At 69.8% G+C, this 18,547-nt stretch carries 17 protein-coding genes; 7 read left to right on the top strand and 10 right to left on the bottom strand.

Annotated features, from left to right (window positions below; translation table 11 throughout):
* Positions 1-383: VOC family protein (locus ACE3TU_RS08010; RefSeq protein ID WP_374622492.1), on the top strand; the 383-nt coding region annotated here is incomplete at its 5' end.
* A 30-nt stretch (positions 384-413) separates the two neighbouring features.
* Here the strand turns inward: ACE3TU_RS08010 and ACE3TU_RS08015 are convergent.
* Positions 414-1,772, bottom strand: a complete 1,359-nt coding sequence (locus ACE3TU_RS08015) for a lipopolysaccharide biosynthesis protein (RefSeq protein ID WP_374622495.1) — start codon at positions 1,770-1,772, stop codon at positions 414-416.
* 129 nt (positions 1,773-1,901) lie between these two features.
* Between ACE3TU_RS08015 and ACE3TU_RS08020 the strand changes: the two genes are divergently transcribed.
* Complete coding sequence (locus ACE3TU_RS08020; RefSeq protein WP_374622498.1) at positions 1,902-6,656, top strand: NAD-glutamate dehydrogenase; 4,755 nt, start codon at positions 1,902-1,904, stop codon at positions 6,654-6,656.
* A gap of 63 nt (positions 6,657-6,719) precedes the next feature.
* Here ACE3TU_RS08020 and purH read toward each other — a convergent pair whose 3' ends face one another.
* The 4 genes from purH to htpX form a co-directional block, all read right to left on the bottom strand.
* The gene (gene purH, locus ACE3TU_RS08025; RefSeq protein WP_374622500.1) at positions 6,720-8,309 is read right to left on the bottom strand and encodes a bifunctional phosphoribosylaminoimidazolecarboxamide formyltransferase/IMP cyclohydrolase; all 1,590 of its coding nucleotides are present in this window, start codon (positions 8,307-8,309) and stop codon (positions 6,720-6,722) included.
* A 92-nt stretch (positions 8,310-8,401) separates the two neighbouring features.
* The gene (locus ACE3TU_RS08030; RefSeq protein WP_374622502.1) at positions 8,402-10,036 is read right to left on the bottom strand and encodes a heparinase II/III family protein; all 1,635 of its coding nucleotides are present in this window, start codon (positions 10,034-10,036) and stop codon (positions 8,402-8,404) included.
* Positions 10,037-10,136: 100 nt separating this feature from the next.
* Complete coding sequence (locus ACE3TU_RS08035; RefSeq protein WP_374622505.1) at positions 10,137-11,435, bottom strand: RsmB/NOP family class I SAM-dependent RNA methyltransferase; 1,299 nt, start codon at positions 11,433-11,435, stop codon at positions 10,137-10,139.
* Positions 11,436-11,439: 4 nt separating this feature from the next.
* Positions 11,440-12,426 carry a zinc metalloprotease HtpX gene (htpX, locus tag ACE3TU_RS08040; protein ID WP_374622508.1) on the bottom strand — a complete coding sequence of 329 codons (987 nt, stop codon included), beginning with the start codon at positions 12,424-12,426 and terminating at the stop codon, positions 11,440-11,442.
* Positions 12,427-12,525: 99 nt separating this feature from the next.
* On the opposite strand from htpX, the gene ACE3TU_RS08045 reads away from it, so the two are divergent.
* From ACE3TU_RS08045 to ACE3TU_RS08055, 3 genes are read left to right on the top strand one after another with little or no spacing between them, the layout of a single operon-like run.
* Positions 12,526-12,747, top strand: a complete 222-nt coding sequence (locus ACE3TU_RS08045; RefSeq protein ID WP_374622510.1) for a DUF1674 domain-containing protein — start codon at positions 12,526-12,528, stop codon at positions 12,745-12,747.
* A 54-nt stretch (positions 12,748-12,801) separates the two neighbouring features.
* Entirely contained in the window at positions 12,802-13,035 is a 234-nt protein-coding gene (locus ACE3TU_RS08050) for an AbrB/MazE/SpoVT family DNA-binding domain-containing protein (RefSeq protein WP_374622513.1), read from the top strand.
* Complete coding sequence (locus ACE3TU_RS08055) at positions 13,025-13,423, top strand: PIN domain-containing protein (RefSeq protein WP_374622515.1); 399 nt, start codon at positions 13,025-13,027, stop codon at positions 13,421-13,423. Before ACE3TU_RS08050 ends, ACE3TU_RS08055 begins: the two co-directional genes overlap by 11 nt.
* Here ACE3TU_RS08055 and ACE3TU_RS08060 read toward each other — a convergent pair whose 3' ends face one another.
* The 5 genes from ACE3TU_RS08060 to tsaD all read right to left on the bottom strand — a co-directional run bounded on the left by ACE3TU_RS08060 (position 13,424) and on the right by tsaD (position 16,682).
* Positions 13,424-13,849, bottom strand: coding sequence for a DUF1761 domain-containing protein (locus tag ACE3TU_RS08060; protein WP_374622518.1), 426 nt, complete (start codon positions 13,847-13,849; stop codon positions 13,424-13,426).
* Positions 13,850-13,927: 78 nt separating this feature from the next.
* A complete protein-coding gene (locus ACE3TU_RS08065; RefSeq protein WP_374622520.1) occupies positions 13,928-14,353 on the bottom strand; it encodes an EVE domain-containing protein in 426 nt (141 codons plus the stop codon).
* An 11-nt stretch (positions 14,354-14,364) separates the two neighbouring features.
* The gene (locus tag ACE3TU_RS08070; protein WP_374622522.1) at positions 14,365-14,652 is read right to left on the bottom strand and encodes a YciI family protein; all 288 of its coding nucleotides are present in this window, start codon (positions 14,650-14,652) and stop codon (positions 14,365-14,367) included.
* A gap of 1 nt (position 14,653) precedes the next feature.
* Positions 14,654-15,622 carry an NAD(P)H-dependent glycerol-3-phosphate dehydrogenase gene (locus ACE3TU_RS08075; RefSeq protein WP_374622524.1) on the bottom strand — a complete coding sequence of 323 codons (969 nt, stop codon included), beginning with the start codon at positions 15,620-15,622 and terminating at the stop codon, positions 14,654-14,656.
* Positions 15,612-16,682 carry a tRNA (adenosine(37)-N6)-threonylcarbamoyltransferase complex transferase subunit TsaD gene (tsaD, locus tag ACE3TU_RS08080; RefSeq protein ID WP_374622526.1) on the bottom strand — a complete coding sequence of 357 codons (1,071 nt, stop codon included), beginning with the start codon at positions 16,680-16,682 and terminating at the stop codon, positions 15,612-15,614. Before tsaD ends, ACE3TU_RS08075 begins: the two co-directional genes overlap by 11 nt.
* 99 nt (positions 16,683-16,781) lie before the next feature.
* Here tsaD and hemC point away from each other — a divergent pair, with 99 nt between their 5' ends.
* Together hemC and ACE3TU_RS08090 are read left to right on the top strand one after the other, a co-directional pair.
* The gene (gene hemC, locus ACE3TU_RS08085; protein ID WP_374622528.1) at positions 16,782-17,717 is read left to right on the top strand and encodes a hydroxymethylbilane synthase; all 936 of its coding nucleotides are present in this window, start codon (positions 16,782-16,784) and stop codon (positions 17,715-17,717) included.
* Positions 17,718-17,733: 16 nt separating this feature from the next.
* Complete coding sequence (locus tag ACE3TU_RS08090; protein ID WP_374622531.1) at positions 17,734-18,459, top strand: uroporphyrinogen-III synthase; 726 nt, start codon at positions 17,734-17,736, stop codon at positions 18,457-18,459.
* Positions 18,460-18,547: the final 88 nt, after the last annotated feature.

Consider the following 18,547-nt stretch of genomic DNA (forward strand, 5'->3'; position numbering starts at 1 on the left):
TCAACGAGGAAGACGGACGGACCTGGATCGTCTACATGCGCTTCGGCGACGACCTCTTTCTCGAACTGTTTCCGGGCGGCACCGAGCGGGTTCCCGGCCCCGAGGCCAGCGGCAGCAACCATATCTGCTTCACCGTCGAGGACATCGAGGCCACCGCCCGGCACCTCGCGACCGTCGGCATTCCGCTCACCGCCCCGCTCGATCCTGCCCGCCGCGGCGTCGACCGGAACCGGGGCATGTGGATCGAGGATCCCGACGGGACCCGCATCGAGATCATGGAAATGGCGCCCGACTGCATCCAGTACGAGGCGATCCGGCGCCTCGCGGCCGGCGGCGGCAGGACGGCACTGCTCGCGCCGCTGCGGCCGAAACGACCCGCCTGAGCCGGCCGGGGGCGGGCCTGAACGACAACATCAGGTGACCGCCGCGCCGGGCGATGCATCGCGCAGTCGCTGCACCCGGAACGCCCCGAGCAGGCTGGTGTCGATCCCCACGTGCCGCCGGTTGAACAGGGCGATGGCGCTCGAGGCGACGGCGCGCGCCACCGCATTGACCGCTGCGGCTCCCACCAGCCCGAACACCGGGATCACCACCAGCCCGACCACGAGGCCCGCCAGCATGATGCCGCCGAAGATGCGGACATAGTCGCGTTCGTGACCCGTCATCATCATCACGATGCGCGACGGACCGGTCGCCGCATCGAACAGCAGGCCGGCGCTGAGCAGCACCAGCGCCCAGTAGCCGGATCCGGCGGGCGTCCCGAACAGCGACAGCACCTCGTTGCCGAACATTGCGAAGAGGGCGAAGACGGCCACCGAGAACACGAAGCCGGACCAGGCCGTCAGCGCGCTGATCGCCTGCGCCTTGCGCCACTCCCCGGCGTGGTAGTGCCGCGCGAAGACCGGGGCCAGCACCAGGTTGATGGCGAACATGAACAGGGTCAGCAGCCCCGCGGTTCGGAAGGCATTAAAGTAGACGCCGGCGTCCTGCGCGCTCAGCAGCAGGCCGATGAAGATGATGTCGGCATTCAGCGCGGCCGAGTCGATCACCGTGCCGATGAGGAACCAGATCGTCGGCGTGCCGTGCGCGCGCCAGTACGACGCCACGCCGCCGGTCCGGGGGGCCACGGCGTAGCGGCGCCGGTGCGCGACGATCGCCTGCAGCCCGAGCGCCGCCACCAGCACCAGCGCCGTCAGCAGCAGCGCCGCCCAGCCGCTGAGCGGGATCGCGGCGGCGAACAGCAGCACCACCAGCACCGGCGTTGCGAGCCGCCACAGGATGTCGCGGGGCAGCAGCGCCGTCCATACCGATCCCTGCGCCCGCAGCGCCGACGACCAGTACTCGGCCAGCGCCAGCGGCGCGATCAGCGCCGCCGCCGCGAACAGGTGCGCCGTCGCCACGCCGGGCCACAGGCCGGCCAGCGCCGCGAAGGCCAGCAGCAGGAGCGAGATCGCGCCCCCCGCGAGCAGCGTCAGCGCCCCGCCGGCCCCGACCGCCTCGAGCGACTTTTCCGGACGACCCGCCACCTGCTCCTCCGGCCAGTACCGCAGGATCGCCGTCTGCTGGCCCATGCCCGCTCCCACCGCCAGCAGCGTGGCAAGGCTGAGCCCGAAGGCGAAATAGCCGTATTCCTCGGCCCCCATGGTGCGGCTGAGCACCACGTACATGCCGTAGGTGAGACCGGCGGTCGCCACCTTGATGCCGAGCGAGGCCAGCGATCGGGTGAGGCCGGACCTGAGCAGGTCTCGCAGATCGGAGTTTCGGGCTTGCATGAACACGGCTTCGGGTGACATCCGCCACCATGACACGTCGGCCCTGACAAGGTCTTACCACTCGACAAGCCGCGAGCGGGGACGCACTGTGGCCGGGGCCGGTGCGTCGCGACTCGGGGGGACTTCGCGTTGAACGAGACGGCGAGCTTCAACATGCGCGCGGCGCTCGTCGCGCGCGCCCAGGGTTTTCAGTCGACCGAGCCGAGCTTCGCGCGGTTCCTCAAGGCCGTTGCCGAAGCCACCGAGCCCGAGGATCTGGCACGGCACGATCTCGACACGCTCGAAGCGACGTTCCGCCGCTCCTACGGGCGGCTCGGCAAGCGGGAGCTGGCGAGCCACAACATCTACATCATTCCCTCCGACGCTCCGGGGCGCCCGGAAACCATCGAGGTCTTCTCGGCCGACATGCCGTTCATCGTCGACAGCGTGCTGGCGGCGATCCGCGCCTATGGCGGGGTTGTGCGGGCCCTGTCGCATCCCATCCTACTGTTCGATCCGGCCACCTACCGGGTGCTCGAGCTGCCGACGCCCGGCAGCCGGCTCGAGAGCTTCCTCCACGTCGAGATCGACCCGCTGCCCGACATCGTCGTACGCGAGGCGATGAAGGGCGAGATCGACGACACCCTGACCGATGTCGGACGGGCGGTGGCCGGCTGGCGTCCGATGCTGGAGCGGGTGCGCAAGGCGGTGCAGGATTGGCACGACACGCCGCCAAAAGGGGTGCAACCGGCGGCCATGGCCGAAGCGATGCATTTCCTCGGCTGGCTGGCCGAGCACAACTTCACCTTCCTCGGCATGCGCGAATACCGGCTCGACGGGACCGCTGCGGCGGCCCGGCTGGTTCCGGTCTCGGACAGCGAACTGGGCATCCTCGAGGATCCGGGCGTGCTGTTCCTCAGGGCCGGCGCCAGCTATGTCGAAATGACGCCGCAGCATGCCGCCTTCATGGCCGAGCCGACGCCGCTGCTGGTCACCAAGGCCAACATCAAGTCGCGGGTCCATCGCCGCGCCCACCTCGACTATGTCGGGGTCAAGCTCTACGACGGCCAGGGGGCCCCGTCGGGGGAGCTGCGCATCGTCGGCCTGTTCACCTCGATGAGCTATGCCACCCCCAATATCGAGGTGCCGCTGGTCCGCAAGAAGGTCAGCGATGTGCTCAAGCGCGCCGGCCACGACCCGCAGGGTCACGCCGGCAAGGCCCTGATGAACGTCCTCGATACCTACCCGCGCGAGGAGCTCTTCCAGATCTCGGAGGACAAGCTCCTCGAATTCGCCGGCATCATCGCCGCCCTGACCGACCGGCCGCGGGTCCGCGTGCTGTCGCGCATCGACCGCTTCGACAACTTCGTCTCCGTGCTCGTCTACCTGCCGCGCGACCGCTACGATTCCGACGTGCGCCAGCGCATCGGCGCCTGGCTGGCCCAGGTCTACGAGGGCCGCGTCTCGGCCTTCTACCCGCATTTCCCCGAGGGCGAGCTGGTGCGGGTGCACTTCATCATCGGCCGCAATGGCGGCAAGTCGCCCGATCCGGACCGCGCCGAGCTCGAGTCCGGTGTCGCCGAGCGCATCCTTACCTTCGGCGACCGGCTGAAGGCCGCGGCGGGGGAGGGCACCAACGTCTCCGACTTTCTCGAGGCCTTCCCGCCCGACTACCAGCACGCCAATTCCGCCGCCGCGGCGCTCGACGACATCGCCGTCATCCGCCTGCTGCCCGACGAACGCGCCATCGCGCTGCGCCTCGCCCGGCGCGCCGAGGGCGTCGGGCTCAAGATCTATCACCGGGGCGGGCCGATCCCGCTCTCCGACCGCGTCCCGGTCCTCGAGAATTTCGGCTTCCGCGTCATCGACGAGGACACCTTCACCGTCACGCCGCGCCACGACGTCGTGACCTATGTCCACGACATGCAGCTCGAGACGGGGGACGGTGTCGATCTCTCCGACCATGACCGCTCGGAGCGCACCGAGAACGCCATTCTCGCCGTCTGGCGCGGCGAGGCCGAAAGCGACCAGCTCAACCAGCTGACCCTCAGGCACGATCTGAGCTGGCACGACTTGGAAATCCTGCGGGCCCTGACGCGCTACCTCAAGCAGGTGGGAATCCCCTATTCCCGCAGCTACCTCAATACCGTGATGGCCCGTCACGGCGAGGTCTCGGCGGCCCTGGTGCGCCTGTTCCACGCCCGCAACGATCCGCATCATGCCGGCCATCGCGAGCGCAGCGCCCAGATGGCGCGGGACACCGTGCAGGCCGCGATCGAGGCGACCGTCTCGCTCGACGAGGACCGCATCCTGCGCCGCTACCTCAACCTCGTCGACGCCGTCATCCGCACCAATGCCTACCAGCGCGACCACACCGGCGCCCGCCGCCCGGCCCTGGCGCTCAAGTTCGACTGCCACAGCATCGAGGCGTTGCCCGAACCGCGGCCGTTCCGCGAGATCTTCGTCTACTCGCCGCGCGTCGAGGGCATTCACCTGCGCTTCGGGCCCATCGCGCGGGGCGGCCTGCGCTGGTCCGACCGCCCCGAGGACTTCCGCACCGAGGTGCTCGGCCTCGTCAAGGCGCAGCAGGTCAAGAACGCCATCATCGTGCCGGTCGGCGCCAAGGGCGCGTTCGTGCCGCGGCTCGTCCCGCCGGGGGCGGATCGCGAGACGGTGCTGCGCGAAGGCACGTCTTGCTACCGCATCTTCGTGTCGACGCTGCTCGACGTCACCGACAATCTGGACGGCGACACCGTGGTGCCGCCGCCCGACGTGGTGCGGCGCGATGGCGACGATCCCTACCTGGTGGTCGCCGCCGACAAGGGCACGGCGAGCTTTTCCGACACCGCCAACGCCATCGCCGTTGATCGCGACTTCTGGCTCGGCGATGCCTTCGCCTCGGGCGGTTCGGCCGGATACGACCACAAGGCCATGGGCATTACCGCCCGGGGCGGCTGGGAGGCCGTGAAGCGGCACTTCCGCGAACTCGACCGGGACATCCAGTCGACGCCCTTCACCGCCGTCGGCGTCGGCGACATGAGTGGCGACGTGTTCGGCAACGGCATGCTGCTGTCGCCGCACCTCAGGCTGGTCGCCGCCTTCGATCACCGCGACATCTTCATCGATCCCGACCCCGACGCGGCGGTCGGCCTGGCCGAGCGCCGCCGCCTGTTCGAGCTGCCGCGCTCGAGCTGGCAGGACTACAATGCAGACCTGCTGTCCCGCGGCGGCGGCATCTACTCGCGCGGGCTGAAAACCGTCGCGCTGTTTGCCGAGGCCCGCAAGGTGCTGGGTCTCGGCAGCGAGCCGGTGACCCCGGCCGACGTCATCCGCGCCATCCTCAGGGCCGACGTCGACCTCGTCTGGTTCGGCGGCATCGGCACCTATGTGAAGGCCACGACCGAAACCGACGCCGCCGTGGGCGACAAGGCCAATGACGCGGTGCGGGTGAACGGCAGCGAGCTGCGCGCCCGCGTCGTCGGGGAAGGCGCCAACCTCGCCCTGACCCAGCTCGGGCGCGTCGAGTACGCCCTGCGCGGCGGGCGCCTCAACAGCGACGCCATCGACAACTCCGCCGGCGTCAACTCGTCCGACCTCGAGGTCAACATCAAGATCGCGCTCGGCAGTCTGATGCGCGAGGGCAAGCTGACCACTACGGTCCGCAACGAGTTCCTCGCCTCGATGACCGACGAGGTGGCGGCGCTGTGCCTGCGCAACAACTACCTGCAGACCCTCGCCATCTCCGTCGAGGAGGCTCGCGGGCCGGCCGCCTTTCCCGAGCACCTGAACCTGATGGCGACGCTCGAGGCGGAGGCCGGGCTGAACCGCTCCCTCGAGGGACTGCCCGACGACGCCGCGCTGCGCCAGCGCGCCCAGGGCGCCCGCGGGCTGACCCGGCCGGAACTCGCCGTCCTGCTCGCCTACGCCAAGAACCATGTCTATGCGCGGCTGCTCGACAGCCGGGTGCCGGACGATCCCTATCTGGGCAAGGAGCTCTACCGCTACTTCCCCGACCGGTTGACCGGAACCTTCGAGACCACCGTGACCCGGCACCGTCTGCGCCGCGAAGTGATCGCCACCGTGCTCGCCAACGCCATGATCAACCGGGGCGGCCTGGCCTTCGTGAGCGAGCTGTCGGCGGCGACCAGCGCCGATGCGGGGCAGGTCGCCGCCGCCTATGCAGCGGCCCGCGACGTCTTCGACACCCCCGAACTCAACCGCGAGCTCGACGCTCTCGACGGGCGACTGAGTGGTCGCACCCAGCTGGCGCTCTATACCGAGGTGCAGTCGCTGCTGCGCCGCCAGAGCCTGTGGTTCCTGCGCAATGGCCGTCTCGAGGCCGGGCTGGCGCCGCTCGTCGCGCGCCACCGCGCCGGCGTGACCGAACTCGGGCGGCTGCTCGGCAGCCTTGTCGGCGAGACCTTCGAGGCCATCGTCGAGGAGCGCACCCAGCGCCTGCTGGCCGGCGGCGCCGGCCGTGACCTGGCGCGGCGCTTCGGCGAACTGCCCGTGCTGGGCTTCGCCCCCGACGTCGTGCTGGTGGCGGAACGCTCCTCTGCCGGCCTCGCCGATGCGGCAGCGGCCTATTTCGGCGTGCTCGATGCCTTCCGGCTGGCCCGCATCATCGCCGAGGGCGAGGCGATCCTGCTCTCCGACCGCTTCGACCGCATGGCCCTCGATCGCGCCCTCGCCAACCTGATGCGCGCCCAGCGCGAACTGAGCCTCGACGTGCTCGCCGCGGGCAACGGGCCGATTGCCGACCGCCTCGCCGCCTGGCGGAACGGCCGGCCGGAGGCGATCGCCCGGGTGGCCGATGCGGTTGCCAGGCTGACCGAGGGCGACATGACCGTGTCCCGCCTGTCGGTGGCGGCGGGCCTGTTGGGCGACCTGGCAGGCGGCGCCTGACAGGGCGCGGCCCTGCCCGACGCGCCCTCGCTATCCCGTCGCCATCCGCGCCGGATGCGGCCGTCAGTGACGGAAGTGCCGCATCCCAGTCATTACCATGGCGATGCCGGCCGCGTCGGCGGCCGCGATGACCTTGTCGTCATTGAGCGATCCACCCGGCTGGATGACCGCCGTCGCCCCCGCCTCGACGGCGGCAAGCATGCCGTCGGGGAAGGGGAAGAACGCATCAGATGCGACCACCGAGCCCTCGGTCAGTGCCCCCGGAAGTCCCGCCGCTTCGGCCGCGTCGATCGCCTTGCGATGCGCGACACGCGACGAATCGAGGCGGCTCATCTGACCGGCCCCGATGCCCACCGTCGCCCCGTCCCTGACGTAGATGATGGCATTGGACTTGACGTGCTTGGCGACCTTCATGGCGATCTTCAGGTCGCGTATCTCCGCTGGGCTCGGCTGCTTCTTCGTCACCACCCGGAACTCGGCGTCATCGACATTGCGATTGTCGCGCCCCTGCACCAGCAGCCCTCCCGCCAGCGAGCGGACGGTCAGGCCGGGCGCCTTGGGGTCGGCCAGGGCGCCGGTCAGCAGCAGCCTGAGGTTCTTCTTGGCGGCGATCACGGCGACGGCCGCCTCGGTCGCGTCCGGCGCGACGATCACCTCGGTGAACACCTTGACGATCTCCGTGGCCGTCGCCTCGTCGATCGTCTGGTTGAGCACGACGATGCCGCCGAAGGCGCTGACCGGATCGGTCCGCAGCGCCAGCCGATAGGCCTCGATCAATGTCGGCCCGATGGCGAAGCCGCACGGGTTGGCGTGCTTGATGATCGCCACCGCCGGGGTGGCCGGGTCGAACTCGGAGACCAGTTCGAAGGCCGCATCGGTGTCGTTGAGGTTGTTGTAGCTCAGCGACTTGCCCTGCACCTGCCGCGCCGTCGCGACGCCCGGACGTTGCTCGCCGGTGACGTAGAAGGCCGCCCACTGGTGCGGATTCTCGCCATAGCGCAATGTCTCCCTGAGCCGGCCGGCAAAGCTCCGGTACGGCAGGTCCGGATAGTCGATGGTGCGGGCGAACCAGTCCGAGATCACCGCGTCATAGGCTGCCGTGCGGGCATAGGCCTTGGCGGCAAGCCGCTGCCGCAGCGCATATGGCACGCCGCCGGTCGTACCGATCGCCTCGAGCACCGGCCCGTAGTCGGCGGGATCGACGATCACCGTGACATAGGCGTGGTTCTTGGCCGCCGAGCGGATCATCGCCGGGCCGCCGATATCGATGTTCTCGATCGTCTCCTCGTAGGAGGCCCCCCGCGCGATGGTGTCCTCGAACGGGTAGAGATTGACGGCGACGAGGTCGATGGCGCCGATCCCCTGCGCCGCCATCGCCGCCTGGTGCTCGGGATTGTCGCGCACCGACAGCAAGCCGCCATGCACCCTGGGATGGAGCGTCTTGACCCGTCCGTCCATCATCTCCGGAAAGCCGGTGAGATCGGAAATCTCGCGCACCGCCACGCCGAGCCCCGCGATCAGCCTGTGGGTGCCGCCGGTCGACACCAGCTCGATCCCGCGCCCGGCCAGCGCCCCGGCGAAATCGGCAACGCCGGTCTTGTCGAAGACCGAGAGCAGCGCACGCTTGACCGGAACCACCTTGCCGTCGGACATGCCGTCATTTCCCGCGATGTTGGAGTGCGCCGGCTCGCTATCACGGACGCGGGCGGAAGGAAACAGCCGATTGGGCGTGCTTCCGGAGCCGGTCAGTTCTCCTCGAGGGTGAAGATCCAGCTCACCTCGCTCGCGTCGGCCACCAGCACCTCCAGCACCAGCTGACGGGTGCGGTGGAAGCCGAAATACGCCGATTGCCGCACACTGTCCTCGACCCGCATGTCGGCCCCCTCCCACAGGAAGGTCCAGACCGCGCCCGAGCTGAGCCGCAGCCGCACCAGGTCCTCGGTGACCTGCACGTCGGTCTGGTGCGCGAGGTGGAAGCGAATGGCCGCCGCGCCCGAGACGCGATGCCGGTGCCGCACGAACTTGTCCTGCCCCACCAGCGTCTTGCCCTCTGCAAGCAGGGTCAGGGTGCGCTCCAGCGTCACGCCGAAGCGCTCGGCGAAGCCGTGGCAGCTGATCACCAGCATGTCGTCGGCCGGCCGCGCCTCGATCTCGTTGGGCCGTCCGACCTGCACCAGCCGCCCCGCCAGTGGCCCGCCCTCGGCAACATGCGCCGCCGACTGCGCATTGATCGTCGGGGCCGAGTGCGCGATGCCCTGCCGGAACAGCAGTGGGTCCTCGTAGCCCGAGGGCGCCGGACCGCAATTGCACACCACGAGGTCACGCCCGTGGCTGAACTCGAAGGCCAGCGCGCTGGCATGCGCCTGCGCGGCGAATTCCGGATCGGGGACTTCACCGGAATCGGCCACCACGATCGAGCGGCCGGCGATCAGCCGGCCATAGCCGCCGGCGGTGCCGGTCTTGCGCGCCCGCGCCGCGCTCTGCGCCTGGACCGCGACGATCAGGTCGTGCGGCATCTGCCCGGTCCCGTTGAAATAGGCCGGCTCGCCGGTCCCCAGCGAGATGGCGTCGAGCGCCCGCTGCATGCTCTCGGTCAGTTCGCTGAACTCGTTCGAATACTGCTCGTGATCGCGTCGCAGCGCCTGGCCGACCGTGGTCAGTTCGATGAGCAGCAGGATCTGCGTGGCCGCCGAGCGCGACCGATGCAGCCCATCCTCGTCGATCTGCTGCTCGACCAGCCGCTGCACCCGGCGGATGCGCCCGACTGTCTCGATTTCCGGCCGGTCCGAACACAGCGACACGCCGAGCAGGGCCGTGGCCACCAGCAGCGCATCGACCGGATCGCTGGCCAGCGCCCCGCGCAGCTTCAGCGAGGAAATCTGCGTCGACAGCGAGCGCGTGATCTGCTGGATCTGGTCGACGCCGGCGCCTTCGGTGAGGATGTTGGAGTGCCGCAGCCAGTTCAGCACCCGTCTGGCCGTGATCGACAGCGTCCAGGTCTGGTGGTTGAACCGGCCCTCGCGGCCGATCCAGTCGAGTGTCAGCGTTCGGGCGAAGCGCCGCTCCTCGTCGCTGCGCGCATCCCGGAAGTGCCGCAGCCAGGAGAAGGTGTGCAACTCCTCCAGCCAGTCGGCGTGCTCCACCTCCAGCGAGAACGGCGAGACCCCGTGCGTATCGACCAGCCGGGAGGACAGGAGGTAGCGCCCCTGCATCATCTCCAGCACCGTCTCGCGATCGGTGGGGCGGAACTCGGCGAGGCTGCCGACGAGGGTCTCGTTCGCCGGCCCGGTCCAGGTCCAGCGGATCAGCGGGTTGGTGACGACGCCGTCGACCGCCCCTAGCAATGTGCGCCGGGCGAGGAATCGCAGCGAATGAGCCAAACTACGCCCTCATCATCGGTTGCCGGCGGCGCCCCTGATAGGCCGGTCCACCGGGCTTGCCAAGTCCGTTCCCCCCGACACGCGCGTGCGGCATAACTATTCAGGCTCGCCGGAAGCGCGCAACGAAGAACCCGTCGAGCGTGCCGCCGTTTTCCCCAGGAACCGGCATTCCGGGATAGGTCCGGACATGGCCGTCGGCGGTCACCGCCGCCTCGAGGCCGGGCAGTTCCTCCCGCCCGATCGGGTGAGCGGCCACCCCCGGACGGGCGGCGAGCCAGGCCGCCTGCGCCTCGCCCTCCTCGGGCTCGAGCGAACACACGCAGTAGACGAGGGTTCCGCCGGGCGCGAGCCAGGCCAGCGCCCGCTCCATGAAGCGCCGCTGCAGCGCCGCGCGCCCGGCAATGTCGGTGGCGTCGCGGTGCCAGACCACCTCCGGGTGTCGCCGGAATGTTCCGGTGGCCGAGCATGGCGCGTCGAGCAGCACCGCATCGAATGGCGCGGCCGGGGTGAACGCCAGCACATCGGCGGTGACCAGCTCGGCCGCCTGGCCGAGCCGGGCGAGGTTGGCCGCCATCCGCTGCATGCGTTCGCCGTCGCTGTCGAGCGCCGTCACCCGATGGCCGGCCTTGATCAGCTGCGCCGTCTTGCCGCCCGGCGCGGCGCACAGATCCAGCACCCGCGCGCCGGGCGGCAGCGCGAGCAGCCGGGCAGGTATCGCCGCTGCCGCGTCCTGCACCCACCAGCGACCCTCGTCATAGCCGGGCAGCGCATCCACCGGTCGGTCGCGTGCCTCGATCCGTACCGTATCGGCCAGGACCGGGCTGGCATGCAGGGCCTCGACCAGCGCCGGATCGTCGTCGCGCAGGGTCAGGTCGAGCGGCGCACCGGCGAGGAGGGCCTCGGCGAGGCCGCCGATCGCGACCTCGCCATGGGCCGCCGCCCATTGCGCCCGCAGCGGGTCGGGGAACAGCAGCTCGTCCGGCAGCTGCCGCAGCGCGTGCGCCTCCCCCTGCGCCCGGCGCAGCACCGCGTTCATCAGCTTGCTCAGGTGCTGGCTGCGCGTATCGCGCTTGGCCGCCTCGACGGCGAGGAAGATGGCGCTGTGGTCGCCCAGTTCGGGCAGGAAGACCAGGTGTGCCAGCGCCAGCCGCAGCAAGGCCTCGAACGGCCCGCTCTTTCTGGGGACCCCGCGCTCCAGATAGCGGGCCAGCATGGCGCTGAGCTGGCCGTGCCGTCTGAGCGCCACCGTCACCAGCCGGTTGGCCAGCGCCCGGTCGCGCCCGTCGGCGATCTCGGCAACGGAAAAGGGGGCGAAGTTCGCCCCCTTGAGAACGCCGGCCAGCCGCTCGGCCGCCAGCAGCCGGAGCGTCAGCCCCGGCGGCGTCTTCGGTTTCTTCAAGTCCTCAGCCCCACGGTCCGCGCCAGCCCCCGTCGGTCTCATTACCCCCGGTCGGCGGCACGCGCCAGCCTCCAGCGCTGTTGCGCGAGGCGAAGGCGGGCGACTTCACGCGCGGTCCGGGCCGGCGGCCGGTGCGGTCGACCTGCATGTCGCCGGCGAGCCGCTGCAACTGCGCGATTCGGTTCTCGACCGCCGGATGGGTGGCGAACAGGTTGTCCATGCGCTGCCCGTTGAGCGGATTGAAGATGTACATGTGCGCCTGTGCCGGGTTGCGTTCGGCCGCCATGTTGACGGTGCGCTGCGCCAGCTGCGAGATCTTGGCCAGCGCCGAGGCCAGCGCCAGCGGATCGCCGGAAATCTCGGCGCCGTCCTTGTCGGCCTCGTATTCGCGCGTGCGACTCACAGCCATCTGCACCAGCATGGCGGCGATCGGTGCGACGAACACCGCCACCAGCACGCCGACCGGTCCGAGCGGGTTGTCGCGCGAGTTGCCGCCGCCGAAGAACAGCCCGAATTGCGCCAGCATCGAGATGGCGCCGGCAAAGGTCGCCGTCACCGTCATGGTCAGCGTGTCGCGGCTGCGGATATGCGCCAGTTCGTGCGCGATCACCGCCGCGACCTCGCGCGGCTCGAGATAGCGCAGCAGGCCGGCGGAAACCGCCACGGCCGCGTTCTGCGGGTTGCGGCCGGTGGCGAAGGCGTTCGGCTGGTCGGTGTCGATCACGTAGAGGCGCGGCATCGGGATGCCCGCCCGCTGCGACAGCGCCGCCACCGTGCGGTAGAGATCGGGCTGCGTGCGCGGATCGACCTCGTGCGCGTTCTGCATGCGCAGCACCAGCTTGTCGGCATTCCAGTAGCCGACGGCGTTGGTGATCGCGGCGATGCCGAAGGCGACCCACATGCCGCTGGCGCCGCCGATCAGGTAGCCCACTCCCATGAACAGGGCCGTCAGCGCCGCCAGCAGAACCGAAGTGCGGAAGAAGTTGAGCATGTCCCGTAAGTCTTGTACCTCAGCTCGGTGTTTGCGATGTCCCACAAGATGGGATGCCGCGCCGCGACCGGCAAGCCTGGCTTTCCAAATGGTGATGCGATGACCGCACGGAACCCTGCCCAGACCGAGACCCCCGCGCCGATCCCCGAGGCAAGGGTGCTCACCGCGGCCGCGCGCCGCGCCCTCGCCGAGGCCGCGGAACGCCGCAGCGCCATCGATGCGGCAGCGGCGGCCGGCAAGGCGGAACTGGGCGGCCGCGGCGGCCTCGACCCGGCGCGCTACGGCGACTGGGAGATCAAGGGCCTCACCGCCGATTTTTGACCATGGCGCTGCCTGATGCTATACAATTGGAGTGTATATCATCGGGGGGTTTTCATGCGCGTATCGAAATGGGGCAACAGCCTGGCCATCCGGCTGCCGAGCAGGGTAGTCGAGGCCCTTCAGCTCAGGGAAGGCGACGAAGTCAGCCTTCGGCCCGGCAGCGGCCAGCACCTGGAAGTCGTCCGCGAAGCATCGCGTTCAGAGCGGATCGCACGCCTGCGAGACCTCCTGAAGGGCAGGCTGCCGGCCGATTTCAGGTTCGACCGCGAGCAGGCCAGTGAGCGCTGATTTCCTCGACACCAATGTATTGGTCTATTTCGCGGAGCAGCATGAGCGGAAGTACCCGCGTTCACTCGAATTGCTCGAGGCCGGTGGAGTGGCCAGCGTACAGGTGCTCAACGAGTTCGCCAGCGTGGCGCGGCGGAAGTTGTTGCTGGACTGGCCGGAAATCGAGGAGTCACTGCTGCTGCTCCGCAGCCTGCTCGACATTCGTCCAATCGACATCGAGACACACGAAACGGGTATCGAACTTGCCGCCCATCATGGGCTTCACGTCTACGACGCAATGATCGTCGCCGCAGCCCTGCTAGCCGGTTGCGACGTACTCTATTCGGAAGACATGCAGCACGGCCTTCTGCTCGAAGGCCGGCTGCGAATCGTCAATCCGTTTGCCTGATCAGGCCGCCGCCGGCGCTGCCCCGCCGCCGAACAGGCCGATGACCAGACCCTGCACCAGCAGCGCCACCAAGAGGTACCCGCCATCGATCAGGGTCCGGCTCCACGGCGCCCCCTCGTAGCGATGGTTGAGCGTCATCGCGGTGATGACGAAGCCCAGCCACATCAGCCCGCCGGTGTAGAGCCCGTTCAGCGCATTGGTGGCGCCGAACAAGCCCGGCATGCTCGCCGCGATCACCGTGGCCATGACGAGCTGGCAGGCGAAGCCGATGATGTAGGGCGTCGGATCCTTGCCGTTGATCTGCTCGCGCGTCTTGCCGATGGCGTTGAGCCATTGCTCCGCCAGCACCATGTACCAGACGGCGCCGATGCCCCAGGCGACGATGACCCCGACGATGACGCCGAGCCAGTTGATGGACAGTGTCATTGCGCATTCCCCCCGCGGGGCCGCAAGCCCCGCGGCACAATAGCGCACCCGACGCCTCCCCTCCAGCCCGGCCGCCGGCTAGAGGCCTCCCATTTCGAGGATCACCCGCCACTCGGCCGGGGTGACCGGGCCGACCGACAGGCGGGAGAGCTTGACCAGCGCCATGTTGGCGAGCGCCGGCGTCTGCTTGATGGTCTCGAGCGTCACCGGCCGGGGTAGCTTGCGCACCGGCACGACATCGACGCACTCCCAGACCACCTGACCCTTGTCATTGGGCTCGGCGGTCGAATCGGCATGCGCCAGCGCCACCACCCGGACGATGCCGACGATCTCCTTGCCGATATTGGAGTGATAGAAGAACGCCTCGTCGCCGAGCTGCATCGCCCTCATGTTGTTGCGCGCCGTGTAGTTGCGCACCCCGTGCCACTCCTCCGGCACGCCCTTGGCGACCACGTCGTCATAGGAGAGGACGTCGGGCTCGGACTTCATCAGCCAGTAGGCCATCGCCCGCCCACCTATTTCTTGGTGTTGTTGATGCCGATCCGGTAGGGCTTGATGGTAATGGAGTCGAACACGCCGCGGGCGACGAACGGGTCACGCCGGAACGTCGCTTCGGCTTCCTCCTGGCTTGCCGCCTCGATCACCATGAAGCTGCCCACCATGTCGCCCTTGGCATCGAGGAAGGGGCCTGCCAGTACCAGCTGGTCGCCCAGCGACTCGAGGTGCTTGAGGTGGTCGGGCCGCACCTCCATGCGGTAGGCAAGGCCATTGGGCTTGTCATAGGCGACGATCGCGAAGTGCAACTCAGTTCTCCCTCTTGAGCGGCCGTTTCATCAGGCCGGCGACGATATCGTTGATGGTGGTGAGACCGCCGAGCAGCAGGTCTACCGCATCGATCAGCGGGGCGTCGATGCCGAGTTGACCGGCCAGCCGCTTGGCGACGGGAGTCGTCGCGACGCCTTCGGCGAGCCCGATCCCCGCGAGGCTCCGGCCGCTGCCGAGCGCCATGCCGTGGCGGTAATTGCGCGACTGGCTCGAGGTACAGCTCAGCGTCAGGTCGCCCAGCCCGGCAAGGCCGGTCAGCGTGTGGGCCTCGCCACCCATGGCGACGATCAGCCGGGTCATCTCCGCGAACGCCCGCGCCAGCAGCGCCGAGCGCGCCGAGGCGCCGAGCCCCGCGCCCTCCACCGCGCCCGAGGCCAGGGCGTAGACGTTCTTCAGCGCCCCGGCCAGTTCGACCCCGACAATGTCGTCCGCCGCATAGAGGCGGAAGGTCGGACCGGCGAGTGCCGCCGCGAGCGCCGAGGTCGCCTCCGCGTCCTCGCCCGCGAGCGTCACCGCGGTCGGCCGCCCGAGCGCCACGTCGACGGCAAAGCTGGGGCCCGACAGCACATAGGGATGCGCGCCGGGCGCGGTTTCGGCGAGGATCTCGCTCTGGCGCCTGAGGCTGCCCGCCTCGAGGCCCTTGGCGGAGAGCACGACCGGCCGTCCCATCAGCAGCCCGCGCAGCGGCGCCAGCACCGAGCGGCTGGCCTGCGCCGGCACCGCGAGAATGTAGAGATCCGCCTCCGGCACCTCGCCGCGAGCCCGGATCCGGTCGGACAGGATCGCCGATCCCAGGTGCGGCGTGCTGGTATGGCGGTCGTTGACCTCCGCGATCACCGCCGCGTCGCGCCCGACCAGGGTGACGTCGCGTCCGGCCAGGGCGGCGACCTGTGCCAGCGCCGTGCCCCACGCGCCCGCGCCGATCACGGCCACATGCTCAGGCCGCATGGCCGACCCCCATGTCCGCACTGTCGAGCGGCCAGCGCGCCCGGGCCGCGACATCGAGGCCGTCGCACCCGCCGAGCACCAGTCGCTCCGCGCCCGCCCAGGCCACCATCGCCCCGTTGTCGGTGCACAGCGGGATGGGCGGAATGATCAGCTCGGCACCTGCCGCCTCCGAAACGCCGCGCAGGGCGGCGCCGATTTCGCGATTCGCCGCCACGCCGCCCGCCACCACGAGGCGCGCCGGCGCGCCCGGCCATTCGGCCCGCAGCCGGACGAGCGCCGAGCGGGCCCGTTTTGCGACGATCTCGGCCACCGTCCGCTGGAAACTCGCGGCAAGGTCGGCCGCATCCTGGTCGCTGAGCGGCGCCGCCGCCTCCGCGGCCAGCCGAACCGCCGTCTTCAGCCCGGAAAAGGAGAAATCCAGCCGATCCTGATGGAGCAGCGGGCGAGGAAAATCGAAGCGGTGCGGGTCGCCGGAGCGGGCCAGCCGCTCGACCTGCGGGCCACCGGGCACGCCGAGGCCGAGCAGTTTGGCCACCTTGTCGAAGGCCTCGCCCAGCGCGTCGTCGATGGTCGAGCCCCAGCGCTGGTAGTCGCCGACGCCACGCACCAGGACGAACTGGCTGTGGCCGCCCGAGACCAGCAGCATCAGGTAGGGAAACGCAATGCCATCGGTCAGCCGCGCCGTCAGCGCATGCGCCTCGAGATGATTGACGGCGAGCAGCGGCTTGCCGAGCGCCGCGGCCAGCGCCTTGGCCGTCGTCAACCCCACCAGCACGCCGCCGATCAGGCCCGGCCCGGCGGTTGCCGCGATCGCATCGAGCTGCCGCAAGTCGAGGCCGGCCGCCTCGACGGCTCGGCCGATGATCCGGTCGAGATGGCTCACATGCGCCCGCGCCGCCAGCTCCGGAACCACGCCGCCATAGGGCGCATGCTCCTCGAGCTGGCTGCGCACGATGTTCGACACAATGGTGCCGCGACCCTGGTCGTCACGGATGACGACCGCCGCCGCGGTCTCGTCGCAGCTCGTCTCGATGCCCAGCACGCGGACACCCACGCTCATCGTCGCACCCCCGCGGCAGTGCCTGTCATCAACCTTGCCCGCCTCGTTCGTGTCGGATAAGCCCTGCCCGGTTCCGGCCTACAATAGGTAAGGCGTGAAATGCAATCGGCCCCCTTCCTGCGCATCGGCACCCGCGGTTCCCTTCTCGCCCTGACCCAGGCCCGCCTGGTGCAGCGCCTGCTGGCCGAGACGCATGCGGTCGAGCCCGAACGGATCGCCATCACGGTGATCTCGACCAGCGGCGACCGGATCACCGACCGCCCGCTGAGCGAGGCCGGCGGCAAGGGCCTGTTCTCCAAGGAGATCGAGACGGCGCTGGCGGCCGGCGAGGTCGATATCGGCGTGCATTCCAGCAAGGACCTCGCTTCCGCCCTGCCGGCCGGCCTGACCCTCGCGGCCTTTCTCGAGCGCGAGGACGTCCGCGACGCCTTCGTGTCCCTCGCCCATGCGACGCTGGCCGATCTGCCGCCCGGCGCGCGGCTCGGCACCTCGTCCATCCGCCGCGCCGCCCAGGTGCTGCGCGCCCGCCCTGATCTCGAGATCGTCCCCTTCCGCGGCAATGTCGACACGCGGCTCAAGAAGCTCGAGGACGGCGTCGCCGATGCCACCCTGCTGGCCAGCGCCGGTCTCAACCGCCTCGGCAGGGCCGACCGCGTCACCAGCTACCTCGATCCGAGCCACTTCCTGCCGGCTCCGGCCCAGGGCGCCATCGGCATCGAGATCCGCGACGGCGACGCGCGGACCGCGGCGATCGTCGCGCCGCTCGACCACGCCGCCACCGCCACCGCCATCGCCGCGGAACGGGCCCTGCTCGCCACTCTCGACGGCTCCTGTCGCACGCCGATCGGCGCGTTTACCGAATTGAACGCAATTTCGTGCACGCTCACCGCCGAGATCCTCAGCCCGGACGGGCGGGAGTTCTATCGCGACACCGCCTCCGGACCTGCCCTCGACGCGGCCCGGATCGGATCGCAGCTGGGACGCACCCTGCTCGAGCGGGCGGGGCCACGGTTCCTCGGGCAGTTCAAGGGATAGGCAACCCATCGTGCGCATGCTCGTGACCCGGCCGGACCCCGACGCGAGCGACACCGCCGCGCGGCTCGGTGCGCTCGGCATCGAGGGCGTCGCCTGCCCGCTGCTCGTGCACGAGACGCTGGGCGGCAGCATCCCCGATCCGGAGGGTTTTGCCGCCATCGCCCTGACCAGCAGCAACGCCCTCAGGGCCCTCGTCGATCGCGGCCAGCTGGCGCGCTATCGCGGCCTGCCGGTGTTCACCGTCGGCGATCGCACCGCCGAGGCGGCTCGCCGCCATGGTTTTGCCCGCGTCGAAAGCGCGCGGGGCGGCTTTGCCGATCTGGTCGACAAGCTCGCCCACACCACGGTTGGCGGTCCGATCCTCTACTTCTCCGCGCGCGATCTCGCTGGGGACCTCGCCAAGTCGCTGGCGCCGCATGGACGGATGGTGATCACCGCGCAGATCTACGCCATGAACCCGGTTGCCGCGATCCCCGATGCCGTCCTCGCCGCTCTGGGCGACGGCGAGATCGGCGCGGTGCTGTTCTATTCGCGCCGCACCGCCGCCACCTTCGTCAGGCTTACCGAGGCACGACTCGGTCGAGCGGTGCGGCAGCGCCTGGGCGTGCTGTGCCTGAGCGAGACGGTTGCCGAGCCGCTGGTCGATGCCCATTTCGTCAGGATCGGGCTCGCCGATCACCCGAGCGAGGAGGCGATGATGAGTCTTGCCCTGTCCTTCTACCGCGACCAGAACGCCTCATGACCACGAAAACCAAGGACCTGCCGCATGGCTGAGCGCAAATCGGGGCCCGTCAAGCCGCCGGTCATCGACCTCAAGGCCCGCCCGCAGG

The organism is Devosia sp. (genome assembly GCF_041917035.1).
Classification (GTDB): domain Bacteria; phylum Pseudomonadota; class Alphaproteobacteria; order Rhizobiales; family Devosiaceae; genus Devosia_A.